Origin of the sequence: Paenibacillus sp. 1_12 (assembly GCF_900114475.1) — a bacterium.
Classification (GTDB): domain Bacteria; phylum Bacillota; class Bacilli; order Paenibacillales; family NBRC-103111; genus Paenibacillus_S.
Genome location: NZ_FOTE01000002.1, coordinates 57831 through 76064, shown reverse-complemented (window position 1 = coordinate 76064; position 18234 = coordinate 57831). Strand labels below are relative to the sequence as shown.

16 protein-coding genes are annotated in these 18234 nt (G+C 45.9%); 9 read left to right on the top strand and 7 right to left on the bottom strand.

Annotation, left to right across the window (positions count from 1 at the left end):
* The first annotated feature begins 39 nt into the window (after positions 1–39).
* From spoVE to ftsZ, 7 genes are all read left to right on the top strand, one after another.
* A complete protein-coding gene (gene spoVE / locus BM210_RS04340) occupies positions 40–1137 on the top strand; it encodes a stage V sporulation protein E (protein ID WP_091164900.1) in 1098 nt (365 codons plus the stop codon).
* 10 nt (positions 1138–1147) lie between these two features.
* Positions 1148–2221, top strand: a complete 1074-nt coding sequence (locus tag BM210_RS04335; RefSeq protein WP_091164894.1) for an undecaprenyldiphospho-muramoylpentapeptide beta-N-acetylglucosaminyltransferase — start codon at positions 1148–1150, stop codon at positions 2219–2221.
* Positions 2222–2419: 198 nt separating this feature from the next.
* Complete coding sequence (gene murB / locus BM210_RS04330; RefSeq protein WP_091164893.1) at positions 2420–3325, top strand: UDP-N-acetylmuramate dehydrogenase; 906 nt, start codon at positions 2420–2422, stop codon at positions 3323–3325.
* A 15-nt stretch (positions 3326–3340) separates the two neighbouring features.
* Complete coding sequence (gene murA / locus BM210_RS04325; RefSeq protein WP_091164892.1) at positions 3341–4612, top strand: UDP-N-acetylglucosamine 1-carboxyvinyltransferase; 1272 nt, start codon at positions 3341–3343, stop codon at positions 4610–4612.
* A 224-nt stretch (positions 4613–4836) separates the two neighbouring features.
* Positions 4837–5721: a cell division protein FtsQ/DivIB gene (locus tag BM210_RS04320; RefSeq protein WP_256223243.1), complete on the top strand. Its 885-nt coding sequence runs from the start codon at positions 4837–4839 to the stop codon at positions 5719–5721.
* Between the two features lie 271 nt (positions 5722–5992).
* Positions 5993–7246, top strand: a complete 1254-nt coding sequence (gene ftsA / locus BM210_RS04315; protein WP_091164886.1) for a cell division protein FtsA — start codon at positions 5993–5995, stop codon at positions 7244–7246.
* 47 nt (positions 7247–7293) lie between these two features.
* Positions 7294–8418 (top strand): cell division protein FtsZ, encoded by a 1125-nt coding sequence (gene ftsZ / locus BM210_RS04310; RefSeq protein ID WP_091164882.1) that lies wholly within the window; start codon positions 7294–7296, stop codon positions 8416–8418.
* A gap of 102 nt (positions 8419–8520) precedes the next feature.
* Here ftsZ and BM210_RS04305 read toward each other — a convergent pair whose 3' ends face one another.
* The 7 genes from BM210_RS04305 to BM210_RS04275 are packed head-to-tail and all read right to left on the bottom strand — an operon-like array spanning position 8521 to position 16107.
* Positions 8521–9459 (bottom strand): SDR family oxidoreductase, encoded by a 939-nt coding sequence (locus BM210_RS04305; protein ID WP_091164880.1) that lies wholly within the window; start codon positions 9457–9459, stop codon positions 8521–8523.
* 18 nt (positions 9460–9477) lie between these two features.
* The gene (locus BM210_RS04300; RefSeq protein ID WP_091164878.1) at positions 9478–10638 is read right to left on the bottom strand and encodes a GNAT family N-acetyltransferase; all 1161 of its coding nucleotides are present in this window, start codon (positions 10636–10638) and stop codon (positions 9478–9480) included.
* A complete protein-coding gene (locus BM210_RS04295; protein WP_091164873.1) occupies positions 10613–11965 on the bottom strand; it encodes a F390 synthetase-related protein in 1353 nt (450 codons plus the stop codon). Before BM210_RS04295 ends, BM210_RS04300 begins: the two co-directional genes overlap by 26 nt.
* Before the next feature lie 27 nt (positions 11966–11992).
* Positions 11993–12913, bottom strand: coding sequence for an MBL fold metallo-hydrolase (locus BM210_RS04290; RefSeq protein WP_218184892.1), 921 nt, complete (start codon positions 12911–12913; stop codon positions 11993–11995).
* On the bottom strand, positions 12910–13899 hold the full coding sequence (locus tag BM210_RS04285; RefSeq protein ID WP_091164865.1) for an NAD-dependent epimerase/dehydratase family protein: 990 nt from the start codon (positions 13897–13899) through the stop codon (positions 12910–12912). Before BM210_RS04285 ends, BM210_RS04290 begins: the two co-directional genes overlap by 4 nt.
* Positions 13896–15119 carry an ATP-grasp domain-containing protein gene (locus BM210_RS04280; protein ID WP_091164863.1) on the bottom strand — a complete coding sequence of 408 codons (1224 nt, stop codon included), beginning with the start codon at positions 15117–15119 and terminating at the stop codon, positions 13896–13898. Before BM210_RS04280 ends, BM210_RS04285 begins: the two co-directional genes overlap by 4 nt.
* A complete protein-coding gene (locus BM210_RS04275; protein ID WP_091164860.1) occupies positions 15109–16107 on the bottom strand; it encodes a beta-ketoacyl-ACP synthase III in 999 nt (332 codons plus the stop codon). Before BM210_RS04275 ends, BM210_RS04280 begins: the two co-directional genes overlap by 11 nt.
* Positions 16108–16375: 268 nt before the next feature.
* Here BM210_RS04275 and spoIIGA point away from each other — a divergent pair, with 268 nt between their 5' ends.
* Together spoIIGA and sigE are read left to right on the top strand one after the other, a co-directional pair.
* Complete coding sequence (spoIIGA, locus tag BM210_RS04270) at positions 16376–17305, top strand: sigma-E processing peptidase SpoIIGA (protein ID WP_091164859.1); 930 nt, start codon at positions 16376–16378, stop codon at positions 17303–17305.
* A gap of 27 nt (positions 17306–17332) precedes the next feature.
* Positions 17333–18058: an RNA polymerase sporulation sigma factor SigE gene (gene sigE / locus BM210_RS04265; RefSeq protein WP_091164858.1), complete on the top strand. Its 726-nt coding sequence runs from the start codon at positions 17333–17335 to the stop codon at positions 18056–18058.
* Positions 18059–18234 lie beyond the last annotated feature (176 nt).

Here is an 18234-nt window from a genome sequence, read left to right as displayed (position 1 = left end):
AGCCTACCCTACCATTTTACTCGGTAAGAGGTGGCGCTTATGGTGAAATCGCGTTCTGCTCCGGATTTGCTGATGCTTATGTGCACGTTGATTCTATTGACGATTGGCGTGGTAATGGTTTACAGTGCCAGCGCTGTGCTGGCATTTCATGAATTTGGGGATTGGTACTATTATTTGAAAAGACAGCTGCTGTTCGCTGTTCTTGGTATTGTGGCGATGCTCTTCACAATGAACGTTGAATACGGACTGTGGAAAAAGCATGCCCGACTTATTTTGATTATTTGTTTTGTGATGCTGGCAGCTGTATTAATACCCGGAGTCGGTGTTGTTCGGGGAGGCGCACGAAGCTGGCTTGGGATAGGCTCCTTTGGCATTCAGCCTTCAGAGTTTATGAAAATGGGTATGATTTTATACTTGTCCAAGCTGTTGACCGATCGGCAAAACAAGATTGCCTTGTTCACGGAAGGGCTCTTGCCCCCCCTCGGCTTGGTCGGACTGGCGTTTGGGCTCATTATGCTGCAGCCGGATCTTGGAACCGGAGTCGTGCTGATGGGCGCAGCCTTGCTCATTATTTATGCGTCAGGTGCCCGTTTGCTGCATTTATCTTATCTCGGGTTGGCTGGATTAGTTGGCTTTATTGGACTCATTATCGCCGCTCCTTATCGCCTGCAGCGGATTACAGCTTTTCTGGATCCGTGGGCGGATCCGCTCGGGGCAGGTTACCAGGCGATTCAATCGTTATATGCCATAGGACCTGGAGGCTTTGTGGGCCTGGGGCTTGGTATGAGTAGGCAGAAATATAGCTACTTACCTGAGCCGCAGACCGATTTTATTTTTTCGATTATTGCTGAGGAGCTTGGTTTCATAGGTGGTGGCTGTGTGCTGATCCTGTTTCTGCTGCTTCTATGGCGAGGTATGCGTACTGCGATTACAGCACCGGATATGTTTGGAAGCTTGCTTGCAACAGGCATCGTTGGAATGATTGCCGTCCAGGTGATTATCAACATTGGCGTTGTGATAGGGATGTTCCCAGTAACGGGTATTACCTTGCCGTTGATTAGTGCCGGAGGCTCGTCTTTGACGCTGATGCTGACCTCCATTGGTATCTTACTTAATATTTCCCGCTACGCGAGGTGAGTGAAAGCATATGAAAAAAATTGTATTCACCGGAGGCGGCTCAGCTGGCCATGTGACGCCCAATTTGGCTATTATCGCCAAGCTGAAGCTGCAGGGCTGGGATATTCAATATATTGGTTCACAGCAGGGCATTGAGCGGGACATTATCGGTCAAGAGGGAATCCCTTTTCATCCGATCGCTTCTGGCAAGCTGCGAAGATATTTTGATTTGAAAAATATGAAGGACCCGTTTAATGTGATTCGCGGAATAGGTCAAGCTTATAAGCTTTTACGCAAGCTCAAACCCGATGTTGTTTTCTCCAAAGGTGGATTCGTTTCCGTTCCGGTCATCTTGGCCAGTAGGCTGAACCGAATACCCATTATTATCCACGAGTCGGATATGACACCTGGCCTTGCCAACAAGATTTCGCTTCCTTTTGCTGATCAGGTCTGCGTGACGTTCCCAGAGTCTCTTCAACATATTAAAGGCAACAAAGCAATTTGTACGGGTTTACCGATTCGTGATCATATTTTACGAGGTAATCCGATGAAGGGACTACAGCTTTGTGACTTTCATCAACAAAAACCGATCCTTCTGGTGATGGGCGGAAGCCTTGGAGCCCAGAGAATCAATAGTGTTGTGCGTTCAGCGCTGGATGTACTGCTTCAGAGCTATCAGATCGTACATCTGTGCGGCAAAGGCCATGTGGATGACGCTTATCTGGGGCGTAGAGGATACAGGCAATTTGAGTATCTGAATGAAGAACTGCCTGACGTGCTTGCAATGACGAATTTAGTCGTATCCAGAGCTGGAGCTACCTCGATTTTTGAATTTTTAGCTTTGGAAAAGCCAATGCTGCTCATTCCATTGACGAAACAAGCAAGCCGTGGAGATCAAATTTTGAATGCAGGCTCGTTTCAATCTATGGGCTACGGAGAAATACTGTTTGAAGAGCAATTAACTGCAGAATCATTAATCCAGAGCATTGAGCTTCTCGAAACGAACCAGGAGAAGTATATAGAAAAAGCTAAAGAAGCGAAGCATATTAACGGTACTGACGCTATTATCAAACTCATCAAGAAGGCCGCCAATGCTGCAGATTGACAAAACGATCTGGGCATTTGTCACACTCTATCCGATCTTACATAAACTACACTATAACCGTGACAGACACTCGGTGAAGCGGCAAACAGCTAGCGCAAGCCTAAATAAAGTTCAAAGGTGCTTACTGAATTGTTCTTTGCGATTGCGGCAGCTAGCTGGTACCCGCGAAGCCCGGAGTTCTGTGAAGGAGGTTTTCCCATGCAACAGGTCATTTCACAATTGCAAGGCGGAGCGTTCGGTAAATGTTTATTGAACGAGCCCCTCGCCCCTCATACCACTTGGAAAATTGGCGGGCCAGCCGATATCCTGCTCATTCCGGGCAACCGAGAGCAGCTTATTGATGCTGTTAAGCTGCTCCATGTCAACCAAGTACCCTGGACAGTGCTCGGTCGTGGCTCCAATGTGTTGATTGCCGATAAAGGGATTCGCGGCATTGTCATTAAACTGGGTCCGGCTCTTGAGACATTGCGCTTTGAGGGCGACACGGTATTTGCCGGAGCGGCTTATTCGTTTATCAAGCTATCCGTCATGGCCGGCAAGGAAGGATTGACCGGGTTGGAGTTCGCTGGAGGCATACCAGGGACAGTGGGAGGCGCCATCTACATGAACGCCGGAGCTCACGGATCTGATGTGTCACGCATACTTTTACGAGCTGAAGTGCTGCTTTCGACAGGAGAGCTGGTCACCATGCAGAAAGCCGATTTTGAATACACCTATCGACACTCACTCTTACATCATCAGCCGGGTATTGTAATAGAAGCGGTATTTGGGTTGAAGTCAGGGGACCGCAAGGAGATTGCGGGGGTGCTGGCATCCTACAAGGAACGCCGTTTACGTACACAACCGTTGCAATTGCCATGCGCGGGCAGCGTGTTTCGTAACCCTCCTGAGCAATTTGCGGCGCGTTTGATTGAAGAGGCGGGTCTAAAAGGATTCAAGATTGGTGGAGCCGAGGTTTCACCACTGCATGCCAATTTCATTGTCAACACGGGGCAAGCGACAGCTCATGACGTGCTCACCCTCATCGAACATGTTCAGCACTGCGTCATGGAAGCTTATGGCGTTAAGCTGGTTACTGAGGTTTTGGTGGTGGGGGAGCGGTAAATCGGAGGTGGGACTTTGGAAAAGTTGGTTATCGAAGGTGGGAGACCTCTATCGGGAGCCATCAAAATTCATGGTGCGAAAAATGCGGCGCTGCCCATATTAGCAGCAGGCATGATGGCAGAAGGAACGTTTCACATTTTGAACGTGCCCGATTTGTCAGATATTCAGGTTATGCTGAATATTCTTCGCGCCCTGGGCTGTCGTACGGAGCATCAAGGTGATACGGTAACCGTAAATACATCCACAGCACAATCCTATCACATCCCGGAAAGCCAGATGAGCCAGATGAGATCTTCGATTTTTTTGATGGGCCCTTTATTGGCACGCTTTGGTCGTGTTCAAGTCTATCAACCAGGTGGATGCGCCATTGGAGAAAGAAAAATAGATTTACACCTGCGAGGACTTGCCGCTTTAGGAGCAACGATTGAGGAAACTGGCGGGAATACTATTATTTGTACGGCAAAAGAGTTAATAGGTGCTGAGATCGTACTCGATTTCCCGAGTGTGGGAGCAACAGAAAACATTATGATGGCTGCGGCTATGGCCAAGGGCATGACGACCATCTCCAATGCGGCAAGAGAACCGGAGATTCAGGACTTGCAAAATTTCCTGAACGCCATGGGTGCCCAAATTATTGGCGCTGGTACCGACACGATCACGATTGAAGGGGTATCCAAGCTGACCCCATGTACTTATCGTATTATCCCCGATCGAATCGTAGCGGGAACTCTTATGATAGCTGCTGCTGTCACACGGGGAAACATCACACTGGAGAATGTGTGTCCTGCACATTTAACATCAGCCATACACGTACTAAAGCGTGCAGGTGTTCAAATCACAATTAACGGTGATATAATGAACGTAAGCTGTCTGGCAAGATCCAAATCGATAGAGCGGATTATAACATCTCCCTATCCTGCATTTCCAACGGATTTACAATCTCAGATTATGGTGCTGCTTTCATTAGCAGATGGTTTAAGTATCCTCAAGGAAACCGTATTTGAGGGAAGGTTCAAGCATGTGGCTGAGCTTGCTCGCATGGGAGCTGACATTCGAGTTGATTGGAATTCAGCATTTATTCGGGGCGTACCGAGACTATACGGAGCTACAGTAGAAGCTACTGATTTACGGGCCGGAGCAGCATTGGTTATTGCAGGCCTTGCAGCTCATGGCACTACCATCATCGAACAAATTCATCATATTGATCGGGGCTATGATCGGATTGAGCATATGCTGAGTTCTCTTGGCGCCAACATTTTACGAACAACACCTGTACCAACGGAATAATAACTGTCTATGATAATTATGACCATTGCCGCTGAAATATTCTTCCTCTATTAACTGGACGGAGATGTTCGGCGGTTTACATAGTGAAGACTTGTCCTCTCAAAGTTAGGTTTTCCTTAGGAAAGCCAAAGTACATGCTTACGAAGAAGGCTTTCTATAAGAAGGTCAAAGAATATGCTTACGAAGTTAGTTTTCCTGAGGGAAAACTTTTAGGAGGTTACCCTTTGCAAGCAGAAGATAGATTGCCTGTCATCCCAAAGCCCAAGGCGCGGGGCCGGGGCAGCAAAAAGCTGCTGATATTTTTGATCCTGTTTTTTATAACCTTGCTGTGCGTGTTATTTTTCCAATCTTCCTTAAGCAAAATAACAAAAATCGAAATTGAAGGGCTAGAGCTTTTAGCTCCCGAAACTGTAGGACAAGCTATTACTATTAAAAATGGCGCCCACTTTTTTTCACAATCCTCTGCAACCATCGCGAAGCAAGTAAGAGCTTTAAAAATGGTAGAATCAGCTGAGGTAAGTAAGCATTTTCCTGGACGTATTCATATACAGATTCATGAGTTTCCAAAGGTTGCCTATCAGTTTGATTCAAACAATCAACCCCAGGCTATTTTAGCGGATGGCACTGTCGTCAGTATTAGTACACAAATGAACTTTGTTCTGGACAAGCCTATATTATCAGGCTGGTCTGATAATGACCCTCTGAAGCTCAAGCTGTGTCAAGTTATTGCTAGTTTGGAGCCGTCCTATTTGGTAGATATTTCTGAAATCAAGCCTGACCCAACAGAATCCTATCCGGATCGCATTAAAATGTATACCCGTTCCAAATTTGAAGTGATTACGGTAATCGGTTATTTGCCGGACAAGCTCAAATATTTGGATTCATATATTGCAAATCTAAAAGAGAATAAAATTAATACAGGCGTACTCAAGCTGCTTGAAGCGGATACCCATGCTCCGTTTGATACTCCAGCAGACACTTCGAAGTCGGGTTCCAAGCCAGCAGCCGGTAAAGATACAAGTAAAACTGATAAAAAAACGCAATCCGTCACACCTGCACCTAATGATTCAAAAAAAGAAGCACCTAAAGATACACAAAAACGTCCGTAAACAAAGGAAATAGGTCTTAAGGGTAAGAAAATAAGAGAAAATGCTCCTATTCACTCTACTCATTCGTAACAATTAATGATAGAATGATCTCTGTGGGTATTTTTACGCTCTATCATTTTTTCTGATGAAATTTTTTTGAAAAAGAGGGAAATTCCCAATCGTGTTGAATAAGTACAGAAGATTTCATTTCGTTAATTTACAATTAATTATTAAATCAAACTCAAAAAAATGAAGCTCAAATCAATTTTAAGCCATAGGAGGTGCCAAGGGGTTGAGCAGCAATGACATCATTGTTAGTTTGGACATCGGTACATCCAAAGTTCGTGCTATTATTGGCGAGGTCGTTAACGGCGCCATTAATATAATAGGAGTTGGATCAGCCGACTCGGAAGGTATTCGCAAGGGAGCCATTGTCGATATTGACCAAACCGTTCAATCGATTCGCAATGCGATCGATCATGCAGAACGAATGGTAGGTATTCAAATAACAGAGGTTTACGTTGGGATTTCCGGGAGTCATATTTCTTTACAAACCAGTCACGGCGTTGTGGCCGTATCGAATGAAGATCGTGAAATCGGCGACGAGGATATCGAACGAGTGATCCAAGCAGCCAAAGTTATTCCTTTAGCTCCAGAACGGGAGATTATTGGTGTAGTTCCGAATCAATACCTGGTTGACGGTCTAAATGAAATTCATGATCCACGAAGTATGATTGGTGTTCGTTTGGAAGTGCAAGCAACCATCATTACTGGAGCGAAGACAGCTATACATAATTTACTTCGTGTGGTTGAAAAGTCCGGAGTAAAGGTTTCCGGTCTTATCCTGATGTCTTTGGCTGCAGGTCATTTGTCCTTATCCAGAGACGAAAAAGCAGTCGGTACCGTGTTGGTTGATATTGGTGCGGGACAGACGACGATTGCTATTTTTGAACAAAACAATTTGGTAGCGACCTCGACCTTGCCTATCGGTGGGGAATATATAACGAATGATATTTCCATTGGTCTACGGACTCAAGCTGATATTGCCGAGAAAATTAAACTTAAATTTGGTTGTGCTGTCATCGAGGATGCGGCTGGAGATCAAGTGTTTAAAGTGAATCGGATTGGAAGCAATGTGGACAAGGAGTTTTCCCAAATTGACTTGGCGAATATCGTAGAGCCGCGTGTTCAAGAAATTTTTCATTTAATTGGTTTAGAAGTACAACGTCTTGGGTATATGGAGTTACCAGGAGGTTATGTGCTTACGGGCGGAACACTCTCGATGCCGGGTATGTTGTCGATTGCTCAGGCAGAGCTGGCTACTTCCGTACGTATTGCCGTGCCTGATTTTATCGGCGTTCGTGATCCTTCTTACACTAGCGGCGTAGGAATCATTCAATATGCCTGCAAATATTTGAGAACAACGAAACAAACGGCAGGCTCGGCTAAGAAATCCGTAACTAAGAAACCAACTGCAGCCAGTAGTAATGAGAACAAACCCTCTGTTATGGAGCGTTTCAAAAATTGGCTGAGCGAATTTATTTAGATGGGATTTCGAGCTAGTGAAGCTCAATGAGGAGGAAAATAACAGCTATGTTTGAATTTGATATGGACATGGATCAGCTTGCAAAAATAAAAGTAATTGGTGTTGGCGGTGGAGGTAGCAATGCCGTTAACCGAATGATTGAAAATGGTGTCAAGGGTGTAGAGTTTATTACGGTAAACACTGACGCGCAAGCGCTCCAATATTCAAAATCCGATCACAAGCTGCAAATCGGTGATAAGCTGACACGAGGTTTGGGAGCAGGTGCTAATCCGGATGTTGGTAAAAAAGCAGCTGAAGAGTCTAGAGAGCATGTATTTAACACGCTAAAGGGCGCGGATATGGTTTTCGTAACTGCGGGTATGGGCGGAGGAACGGGAACTGGTGCTGCACCCGTGATTGCCGAAATAGCTAAAGAGTGTGGTGCACTTACCGTTGGTGTTGTGACACGTCCTTTTACTTTTGAAGGTAGAAAGCGTGCGGCTCAGGCGGAGCAAGGAATTGCTGCCCTTAAAGAAAAAGTTGATACGTTAATTGTTATCCCTAACGATCGCTTGCTGGAAATTGTAGACAAAAAAACACCGATGCTTGAAGCATTCCGTGAGGCAGACAATGTACTGCGCCAAGGGGTTCAAGGGATTTCTGACTTGATAGCTGTGCCAGGTCTAATCAATTTGGACTTTGCCGATGTCAAAACGATCATGACGGAACGTGGTTCTGCTTTGATGGGAATCGGTGTTGCAACAGGTGAGAATCGTGCGGCTGAAGCTGCAAAAAAGGCTATTCAAAGTCCATTGCTTGAAACATCGATAGAAGGTGCACGCGGAGTTCTGATGAACATCACTGGCGGAGCCAATCTTTCTTTATACGAGGTTAATGAAGCTGCGGATATTGTGGCCTCAGCTGCGGATTTGGAAGTCAATATGATTTTTGGTGCCGTGATCGATGAGAAGCTAAAAGAAGAAATTATGGTAACCGTTATTGCAACAGGTTTTGAACATAAAGCAGTGGTACAACCGCCTGTGCGTAAGCCTTCCGGGTTATCATCGCAAACATCGGAACCTGCTGATAACCGTGTCAATAATTTACGTCCATTTGGTACTCCACCTTCAAGTGATCAGCTGGATATTCCGACCTTCCTTCGTAACCGTGGGAAAAATAATAACGACAAATAAGAGATTACAGCAAAATGACTTCGAGTTAATCGAAGTCATTTTTTGTTATGAGACAACTAGAAGATTTAGCAGTGCTGAACCATTCCTATCTCGTAAGAATAGCTAACGCTTAGAGCAGGTATCTTCATCAAAAGGGCTCCGATCAGGAGCTTTTCTTATTTTCAGAAGTATCAGCATCAATTGTTCCAGGCAATTCCAGGGGAGTAGAGCTTTAATGAACAGCAGGAATAAGACGCCTTTTCCCATTGCATAACGAAGTTTGGGCCGGCGTAATTTGGAAATGCGGGCAATGGCATCGGCAATTTCTTGAGGATCGGCGCCATTATGGAGTGTGCTTTTTGAGTAGGAAAGCACGGCGTCCAGTTGTTCCTGATATGGCGATTGGGGAGTGGCATGAATAGAATCAAAGCCTTTTTGCCAAATTTTTGTTGGGTACGCTCCGGGCTCAATGAGTACAACCTTCACTCCATGGGGCTTCATTTCCAGACGGAGTGCTTCACTAAAACCCTCGACGGCAAATTTAGAGGCCACATAAGGTGCGTATCCAGGAAATCCAACACGTCCGCTCACACTGCTAATATTAAAGATAGTTCCACTTCGCTGCTGGCGCATGAAGGGCAGCACGGCTTTGGTAATAGTGACAAGGCCAATAAAATTAACATCCATTTGCTGCTGCCAAGCCAGAATAGGCACCTCCTCAATAAAACCACCTATTGCCATTCCGGCATTGTTAACGAGAACATCGATACGCCCATAACGCTCAATAATCTCAGCAATCACCTTTGAAATTGTCCCATGGTCAGTTACATCCATTTCTACACAGTTAATGACACCGTCTACTTTAGCAGCACTTGCTTGTTCCATCAACTGATCTTGATTGCGCAGCTCCCGCATGGAAGCTATGACACGATAACCCCTTTTCGCCATGGTAATGGAGATTAACATCCCAAAACCGCTCGAAGCGCCGGTTACCAGAATAACGGGTTCAGATGATGGAAAATAGGATCGATGTTCAGAAGGTGGAACTTTTGAGGTATTCATAGGTCTGGGCTCCTTACTTTAAAATTTATACCTTTTCATTAGTGGAACCCCTATTCGATTAAGTACTTGACCGAGCAGAGACCAGCCCCATTGGCGATAGCGCGGGAGATGCTGGTCATAGATAGCCGTGTACTCGATATCGGCAGCTGCGCCTCTGTTACGCTTAAATTGAGCAGCTCCAGAGCTTTCATGAAGCAGATATCCATGTTCGAGAGCCAGACGAATGAGAACGGCTGAGAGCATCCTATACAAGCCTGTAGCTTGCGGGAGCTGTGTGTCATAGCCAAAGACGGGGGTGGTCATAATGCCCTCACGATTAAAATAGCCCAGCACCGCATCGATTCGCCCAGTCTCGATATGACGAAGCGCATATAGGTTTAACAATTGTTCATGTCTAGCCAGGTCCAAAAATTGTTCGTTAAACCAAGGGTTGCAGCGTGAATATTTATCCAGATATAGTGCATTGTACAGATCTCTCAATCTGGGAATATCGGTTTTCTTCAGCTCATCGGGATGTATCAATTGATATCCATTTTTTTTAAGTAAATCGTAGTCCCGTTTGATAAGCCACCTTGCCTTAGAAGGAAGGCCAGCTGTTTGATCTGTAGGCAGCAGGTAGATTTGACGGCTTGGGATGAATCGACAGCCAAGATCGTCTAACGAATCCATCTGGGAAGAAGTCGTGGTTAGGTTTAGGGAACGCCAGGCTAGTGAGTGACCCGGGAAGTGTGTACTTACATAATCGACAATAGCCTTAAGCTGTAGACGGGTCAAATTTACATATAAATTAGTAGACAGAAGCCAGTTGTTAATATGGACCGTTTGATTTAACCGACCTAATCGTAATCCGACACCAATTGTGCTCAACAGGACTGCAAGGATCCGCTCAAGAGCAGGCTGCTGCAGCAAGACGAGTTCATGCTTGGCATAGGTAACATAGTGTGTATAGGGTGAGCAAACATAGCAATTATCATATTCCTTATCATTTACGGTAAGCGGCACGACGATATCATCGATAAGGAGAATCCAAAGCTCGGTCGTCACATTTTCAATGAAAGCCGTGGGAGAATATTTTAGTAAAGGGAGTAGATACCGTTTAGCATATTTTCCTTGCTCAGTTTCAGGCCACTCCAGCTGATGAATCGTTTCACGATTATATAATTGAATGGCTGGTGTCAACGGAGAATCTCCTTTCCACCCTGCGTAATTTTCGTGTTCCATGGGCTATAGGCTCGTAGGGAGTCACAATGATTCTCGGGTTCTTGCAATTCATCCTCAGGAATAAGGACTCCAATGCTGTTTGAACGGGTGAATATATAAAACTTAAGTCCTTTGTGGAAGTAGCTTCGTTTGTAGATTGCAGCGAAAGCTCGATCCGATCAGTGGCGTGCTGTATAATCCGGTAAGCAGTGGCAGTGGGAGCCGCACTAATTATAGCTCTAGTAATTAAATCGGGAAATATGGGAACTAGCTCCTGATCAACCGCATGCGGCAAATAAAATAAATCGTCACAGCGCCCTTCTACAGCTTCAATAGCGGTCATAAGGGAACCACAGGGGCAGGGGCTTGAACGTTCAATCAGCAGATCATTCAGCCTGTAGCGGACGATAGGCTGAGCGATACGTGTGAAGTCGGTCAAGATGGGCACGAACCTGCTATCACCGACAAATTCCTTTTGAAAAGCAACGATGTCTTCATTCAGATGAAGGGTTCCATGAGCGCAGGTAGCTGCCAAAAAACCTTCTGTACATTGATAAACCTGATGCATTCGCAGCTGAAATACGGATTCAATATGCTGCCGATCCATTGGGTCAAGCACCTCGGCTACGGAAACCATTCGCTGCGGCTTGACTGTCAGCTTGCCTTGTCGATAAGCGTCTGCTAATAGGCGGAGCACTGAGGGAGGCGCAATCCAGAGATTGGGCTGGTAAACGTTCAATCGGTGAATATGCTGCTGCATGGGCTCCAGTAAATCAAAAAATTCAAAACGAAGCCTCGCCCCACTGACGGACCCGTACAGATTACTATTGGCTCTTAGAAAAAAAGCAATACGATGTGAGGCAAGAAGTGAACCTGGCAGCACCTTGGAGAGCACTCTGCCTGCCCAAGCATACTGCTCTTGCGGACTCACTACAAATAACCCCCGATTTCCTGAAGTTCCGGAGGACATGCCGATCGTATTCCCACTTAGTTGAGGCGTAAAATCCCTCGTGCTTTCTGCCTTCAGCGCTAGAGCAAAGGCTTCTCCCTTGTGAATACCGAGTGTGTTTAATGCATCAAAATGGTCCATCATAAGCTGCTTGTCGATAATAGGAAAGTCTCGCCAATCTGATAGAGAGCAGCCGGTCCATAGCTCCTGATAATAGGCGGAGGACTCTCGAACAAGCTGTAAATGGGCAATCACTTTTGTTTCCTGCCACTCTTCAAAGGCATGGAGGCTGGACCATCTGTGTACATAACGATCAAGGAAGTAGTGCCAGAGGAGGGTTGCTTTTCGGTTTATCATCCTTTACATCACTCCTTTGCCCGATTGTCATCTTGGAATCTCATTGCAGTGCGAAGGTACAATAGTTATCGAAGGAAACCGCTGATTTAATTGGATTAACTTATGGAAAGTGTCTTGGTAGTGTCGACGATTGGACATTATGACTCCTGCTAATAGATGTGGCGGCAAATTGTGGCGGATGGCTTTACTAGACCACGCTGCATCGGCGCACAGGAAATAATCCTGTTGATTTGTAGACAAAAATAGACCGATCTGGCCATCGGCATGACCAGGAAGATCGACAGCTATCAGACTGCCATCTCCGAATAGATCAATCCCAGATGTAAATGGACTTTCCATTGGGAGAGCTGCGAGCATGGGCCAATAAGAACGATTTGGTGTACTCCTCTGGGATAAAGCGCTAATGGTCAGCGGGTGACCTGTTTGTACAGCAGAAGATAAATTAAAAGTAACAGCAATCGATCGCTCTTGAAAATCATCAGGAAGCAGTTTTGGCAAATAGCCTGCTCTAACAGCAGCCAAGCCTTCCAAATCGCGAACCTTATCATAAGCTTCCGCTGCATAAATGAATTGGGCACGTGGGAAATCCCGCAAGCCTGAAATATGATCACCGTGAAAATGTGAAATGATAATAATAGCAACATCCCGTGCATCGTATCCGAGTCGTTGAAGCTGGGCAAGAGCACTCTCCGATTCACTGAAATAAACAGGAGTCAGGTAGCGGTACAGGCTCGCAGGATAAGAGGATGTTTCCACCAGAAAACGTTCTGAGTAGCCCGTATCAAATAGAACGAGACCTTTTGTAGGATGCTCAATACAAGCAAAGCCAGCGGGGAAGCGGACTGAACGAAAAGTTCCTCCACGAATGGTAACCCATTCCCGATGTGTGCAGTAACCCGCATTTAATAAGTGCAAATGTTGGATAGGTGAGAGCTGAAATGGCCTCAATGGGGTGTCCTCCAGACCTTAGCAAATGCAAATAAACCTTCTTCAACACTAACTTGTGGAGTGTAGCCCAGAAGCTGACGGGCAGCGCTAATATCAAGCGTCTGACTTCGTCCCAGAATTCCGACAGTATAGCGGGTAAGCAGCGGCTCATGATTCCCGGGACGCAAATGTGCAGCTAGCTCCAGCATAGCTGCCAATCCGTATGCAGCCCTATAGGTAACAGCCTTTGTCCGCAGCGGAACATCAAGCATCTTGAATAAGAGCGGCACAATGTTTGACAACTGAACCGGCTCACCGTTAGAGATATTGAATATCCGTCCCCATGCTGAGTCAGGCGCTTGATGGCACAGAATCAATGCATCAACAGCATTATCAATATAGGTCAGATCCATCCATGCTTGACCACCGTCAATCATCGGAACTCCCCGCGACTCATTGGCTCTAATGATACGCGGCAGGATGGAGTTGTCACCCGGGCCAAAAATGGCTCTAGGTCGGAGGATTAAGGCTTGAAGTCCTTGATCCATAGCCTGCAAAACTTCCATTTCGGCAAGTCGTTTGGTAGTCGCGTAAGCATTGGCAAAACGGTTCGGAAGCGGGGCTGATTCCGTAATGTTCAAACGATCTGTAAAGTCGAAATATACGCTAGGTGTAGACACATGAATAAGCTTCTGAACTTTATGAATCCTGCATCCCTCTATGAGATGTCTGGTTCCTACAACGTTTGTCTCATAGAAGTCGCGATAAGCTCCCCATGGGGAAGACAAAGCTCCACAATGGAACACCGTATCCTGTCCTGCACATGCGTTAACAATGCCTTGCTTCCTGCGAAGGTCCGCCTCTATAAAACGTGCTCCATTGCTTGCAAGCTCAGAGCCAATTGTCATATTGCGACCAATAATCGTCACTTCTGAACCCTCGGCTAGCAGACGTTCTGCCAAACGCCTTCCAAGAAATCCGGTTCCTCCTGTTACGAGTGCTTTCATTGTTCACCATTCCATTCAATATCGTAGGTCATTGCTGCTGATAAAGATAAATCCTGCTTGCGGCTCAGTCGCCATGCATCCAGCATCTGCGGAATTTGCTCCAAGAAGGGCAGAGGGTCTCGGACTTGCCAAATAACATCTCGGGTCGTTGTAAATTGTTTCCACCAATGGCGGAGTCCAGACCAGGTTCGTTCTTTATTGAGCCCATAAGCAACCATAGCGACGGACAGCATAGCAGAACTATTCAGCTGTGGTTCAATGCATGCTGACTGAGACAAGCTTTCAGGATGTAATAGAGCATGCGCCAGTCTGTCCTTCGGACTAAATAAATGAACACCACTCGTTGCACGGGGATTGCATTCAATCGGGTAAAGGGTTCCGTTATCATAGGCTTCCATAAAGTCAAAAGCAATCTGTCCGCTGAAACGTTCTTTTTTTACAAAGGATTGCACCCAGTTTAAAGCTTTCTTATGCTGAAGCTGCCGATAGTATATGCATGCGCCAAGGTTCGCTGTATATTCCGCTTCATAAGCGGAATGGGCAACGACAACTCCCTCCGTTGCTACACTATACGTGCATAACGGCCTCCCTTTAATATATTGCTGAATGATCCAGGGCTGATCCGGTGTTGCTGTTATTGCATGGTCGGATTGTAGACGTCTGAGTCTGTCTGCAACAGAGCACTCTGGACCGAACAGCTGGACATTCGCACCAAAACGAGAGAAAACCGGCTTCAATACAAAACCCGTTTCAAGCCATGATGGGTCTTTATTGCATAAATCCGCCCATTCCATTTGATTATGAAATATTCGTGTTGGAGGTACTGCGAAACCGAACGCCTCTGCACGTTGGATAAATTCCCACTTGCTGTGCAGTCGCTTTAACTGCTCCAATGGTGCTGAAATGACCCTGCAAAGGCTCTCAAGCTTTGGCAGTCCGCGAGCGATCCAAAATATTTCTTCACAGGTAGGAAGGAGTACCTGAATATTTCGCTGCTGAATAATTTGTGACAGTGCCGAAATATACGCATCAGGCTCCTGATTCGGTTTAGGCACTAAATAACTTTGGCTAATGGCTTTAGATTTTCTGCAAAGATGATGAGAAACGCTCTCTGCGAGATCGACACGATGCCCGGCATCTGCGAGAAGCCTTGCTAATTCCAATGCAGCGGGTGCTCTTCCGCCGGTAAGCAGGATGTTCATCCTTGAATTAGTACTCAAGCACAATGCCTCCTAATGAAAGTCCGGCAGACGTGCCGAGAAGCAGGATGCGGTCACCCCGAGATACTCTGCCTAAGCGAATGGCTTCATGCAAACCGATTGGAATGGAGGCAGCGATAGTATTCCCGAACGTTGGTGAGGTGTAGAGCAGCTTCTCCTCGGATATATCCAGGCGTTTGCGCAGCAGTCGCATGGCCAAGGCGCTCCCCTGATGGGGAATTACCAAGCTAATATCAGCCATACGCAATTGAGCTTTTATGAGCAGCTGCTCGACAAAACGCGGCAGCAATTTAGAAGCCATTCGAAATATGGCTTGACCGTTCATCTGGAATAAATAGTTTGCGGCATTGGCTGCTGTGTACTGCTTGGCATGCTGTAGGCTGCCACCGGATCGAATCTCGGACAGATGAGCCCCTGAGCTATAGGTTTCCATTGCTGCGTGAAGGATAGCAGAGTGATCTGAATCAGTTGACTGTTCAATCACGACAGCAGCGGCACCATCCCCAAACAAAGAAGCACTTTCTTTATCGGTCCAATTGATTCCCTCCGAGGCAATCTCTGTGGCTATTAACAAGACTCGTCGGTATCTCCCTGCATCAATCAGATAGGACATCGTGTCCAAGCCTGTAACAAAGCTCAAGCAGGTAGAGTTGATATCAAAGCAGGGAATCCCTGATTGCTCCTGAAGCATGGCCTTTTGGATGAGTACCGCTGTACATGGTATCGGCTGCTGCATGGTACCACTTGTACAAACGATGCAATCGATGTCTGCAATGGTAAGTCCTGCATCAGCCAAGGCTGCATAAGCAGCGCTGGCTCCCATTTCGGCAGCGGTCTCATCCTGAATGAAATGTCGTGTCCGTACATCTGTTTTTTGTAGAACCCAACCGGGAGGTACCTGAAGTTTAAGATCCAAGTCATCGCTTGTAATTAGCTGTTTAGGCAAATAGGTTCCGGTTCCAACGATCTTCACTTTGCGTGGTTTCATGAAGATTCTCCCTTCTGAAGCTCCAATTACCCTATATTGTAAAGAAATGCCGGAGAATGAAAAGTACTATATTCATCTAGTACCCAATTCGACATCCCAATTGCTAATCCTTTTGAAAAAAGGTTGTCACGATTATACGACGTTGGAATAACGACAGCGTTAAACAAAAAAAGCCACGATATGGCTTCACCGTTAGACAGACTTTGGAAATAAAGTTATATATACTTGTCTCTGTAGCCGCTTACGAGGAGAGGAAAGGAAAATACAGATGATCGTTTATGTGGATCTTATTTTCCTGATGAATCTAGTGATTGATGGTTTGCTGCTGTACACGACAGCGCGGACACGCAAAATTCCAATTGTCTGGTGGAGACTTGTGATCGGAGCAGGCATCGGGGCAATGTACGTAGTGTTTATGTTTGTTCCGGCATTATCTTTTATGTTTACTTTTGTTGTTAAGCTGTGTTTTGCATTAATCATGATTGTCATTAGCTTCGGCTACGCCAGCCTGCAGCATTATTTGCGTAATTTGGGTGTCTTTTATTTGATTAACTTTGTAGCTGCCGGAGGCATATTAGGGATCCACTATTTGTGGGCAACATCCAATGAGGTGCTGAACGGTGTGGTGATAAGCCAGTCTGGAGGCGTTACGCACGAGCTTCAATTTAGCATCACGTTCATTTCAATTGCTTTGGTAGCCGTGATTGTGTTTTACAAAAGGGTATTCCAAAGTGCAAGGCAGCGAGAGGAGTTGACTTCCTTTTTTGCTCAGGTTCACATTGAGATCGGGGCGGTGCATTTGCACTGCACAGGTTTGATTGATACGGGCAACCAATTATATGATCCATTGACTCGCACGCCGGTAATGGTACTCGAAGCTGCGCAATGTCAGGACTATATTTCTGAGGCTTGGATGAGGAAGATTCGTGAAGCTGAGGTGGATCAAATGATAGCATCTATCGGTACAGACAATGAAGCAGAACCTTTCATATGGCAGGACCGATTGCGGCTAGTACCCTATCGAGGGATCAATAAATCCACGCAGTTTATGCTGGCTATTAAACCGGATCGAGTCATAATCAGTTATCAGGACAAGCAAAACGAATCGCACAAAGTGCTTATTGGACTGGATGGAGGCAAGCTTAGCGCAGACAATTCCTACCAAGCTATTATACACCCCATGCTGATGCAGAAATAACCTACAACAAGCGTAAGGAGGATAAGGATGAAGCTGTCAAAATGGAAGCTGCGTATGCAGATCAGCTATTACCGTCTGATGCTGCTGTTAAAGCTCAAGAGCGAGGAAATTTACTACATAGGAGGAAGCGAGGCATTGCCGCCGCCGCTTACCCGTGAAGAGGAAGAATATTTGCTCGGAAAGCTGACAACAGGTGATTCGGCGATCCGTGCCATGCTGATTGAACGCAATCTGAGGCTGGTTGTGTACATTGCCCGCAAATTTGAGAATACCGGAATTAATATTGAGGATCTGGTCTCGATTGGAGCTATTGGGCTCATTAAAGCGGTGAATACCTTTGACCCCGAAAAAAAAATCAAGTTGGCGACGTATGCCTCACGCTGCATCGAGAACGAAATATTGATGTACCTGCGCCGCAATAACAAAATCCGCAGTGAAGTTTCATTTGATGAGCCTTTAAATATTGATTGGGATGGCAATGAGCTGCTTTTGTCTGACGTCCTGGGTACAGAAAATGATACGATCTATCGGAATATTGAAGAGCAGGTAGACCGCAAGCTGCTGCACAAAGCACTGGATAAGCTCTCTGAACGCGAAAGAACGATTATGGAACTGCGCTTCGGCCTTCAGAATGGGGAAGAGAAGACGCAAAAGGATGTGGCGGATATGCTGGGAATTTCCCAATCATACATATCCCGTCTCGAGAAGCGGATTATTAAGCGTCTGCGCAAAGAATTTAACAAGATGGTGTAGATGTTCAAAACTGATTTCAATCGCTCCGGGCCGAATCCGGGGCTTTTTTGTGGGTGTAAAAGTATTTTTTAGTATTTTTTCTATACGTATGAAAGCGGAACCTTTGTTAATTAGCCTAAATTGGCAGCGCTATCTTGATGTTTTTGCCGAAATTAACGCACGAATAAAAATACACC